The organism is Shewanella morhuae, from assembly GCF_900156405.1.
In the GTDB taxonomy this organism is placed as follows: Bacteria; Pseudomonadota; Gammaproteobacteria; order Enterobacterales; family Shewanellaceae; genus Shewanella; species Shewanella morhuae.
Window position 1 is genome coordinate 1 of record NZ_FTNN01000031.1, and the last position, 1,756, is coordinate 1,756.

The 1,756-nt window shown below is 51.8% G+C and carries 1 rRNA gene; it reads left to right on the forward strand.

Annotation, left to right across the window (positions count from 1 at the left end):
* Positions 1–1,707, forward strand: a 23S ribosomal RNA gene (locus BW947_RS18405); the annotation flags it as partial.
* Between the last annotated feature and the right edge of the window lie 49 nt (positions 1,708–1,756).

Sequence of the window (1,756 nt, forward strand, 5' to 3'; positions counted from 1 at the left end):
TTGAAGGTGAAGGGGTAACCCACGCTGGAGGTATCAGAAGTGCGAATGCTGACATGAGTAACGATAAAGGGGGTGAAAAACCCCCTCGCCGGAAGACCAAGGGTTCCTGTCCAACGTTAATCGGGGCAGGGTGAGTCGACCCCTAAGGTGAGGCCGAAAGGCGTAATCGATGGGAAACAGATTAATATTTCTGTACTTCCGCTAACTGCGATGGAGAGACGGAGAAGGCTAGGCTAGCGCGGCGTTGGTAGTCCGCGTTTAAGGTGGTAGGTTGATTTCTTAGGCAAATCCGGGAAATCGCACTTTAGTGTGCAGACTGAGAGCTGATGACGAGGTCCTAAGGGACTGAAGTAGTTGATGCCATGCTTCCAGGAAAATCTTCTAAGCTTCAGGTTAGTGGGAATCGTACCCCAAACCGACACAGGTGGTCGGGTAGAGAATACCAAGGCGCTTGAGAGAACTCGGCTGAAGGAACTAGGCAAAATGGTACCGTAACTTCGGGAGAAGGTACGCTCCTGTTGGTGATGAGACTTGCTCTCTAAGCTGACGGGAGTCGCAGATACCAGGTGGCTGCAACTGTTTATCAAAAACACAGCACTGTGCAAACTCGCAAGAGGAAGTATACGGTGTGACGCCTGCCCGGTGCCGGAAGGTTAATTGATTGGGTTATCGCAAGAGAAGCTCATGATCGAAGCCCCGGTAAACGGCGGCCGTAACTATAACGGTCCTAAGGTAGCGAAATTCCTTGTCGGGTAAGTTCCGACCTGCACGAATGGCGTAATGATGGCCACGCTGTCTCCAGCCGAGACTCAGTGAAGTTGAAATTGCGGTGAAGATGCCGTATACCCGCGGCTAGACGGAAAGACCCCGTGAACCTTTACTATAGCTTGGCACTGAACATTGAACCTACATGTGTAGGATAGGTGGGAGACTATGAAGTTGTGACGCTAGTCATGATGGAGTCGTCCTTGAAATACCACCCTTGTAGTTTTGATGTTCTAACCGCGGCCCCTTATCGGGGTTCGGGACAGTGCCTGGTGGGTAGTTTGACTGGGGCGGTCTCCTCCCAAAGAGTAACGGAGGAGCACGAAGGTTGGCTAAGTACGGTCGGACATCGTACGGTTAGTGCAATGGCATAAGCCAGCTTAACTGCGAGACATACACGTCGAGCAGGTACGAAAGTAGGTCATAGTGATCCGGTGGTTCTGAATGGAAGGGCCATCGCTCAACGGATAAAAGGTACTCCGGGGATAACAGGCTGATACCGCCCAAGAGTTCATATCGACGGCGGTGTTTGGCACCTCGATGTCGGCTCATCACATCCTGGGGCTGAAGTCGGTCCCAAGGGTATGGCTGTTCGCCATTTAAAGTGGTACGCGAGCTGGGTTCAGAACGTCGTGAGACAGTTCGGTCCCTATCTGCCGTGGGCGTTGGATGATTGAAGGGAGCTGCTCCTAGTACGAGAGGACCGGAGTGGACGAACCGCTGGTGTTCGGGTTGTCATGCCAATGGCATTGCCCGGTAGCTACGTTCGGAATCGATAACCGCTGAAAGCATCTAAGCGGGAAGCGAGCCCTGAGATGAGTCATCCCTAGGAATTTAATTCCTCTAAAGAGCCGTTCGAGACTAGGACGTTGATAGGCATGGTGTGTAAGCGTTGTGAGGCGTTGAGCTAACATGTACTAATGACTCGAGAGGCTTAACCATACAACCCAGATGGGTTTTATATGGCCTTAGACGAATAGTGACACTTAAT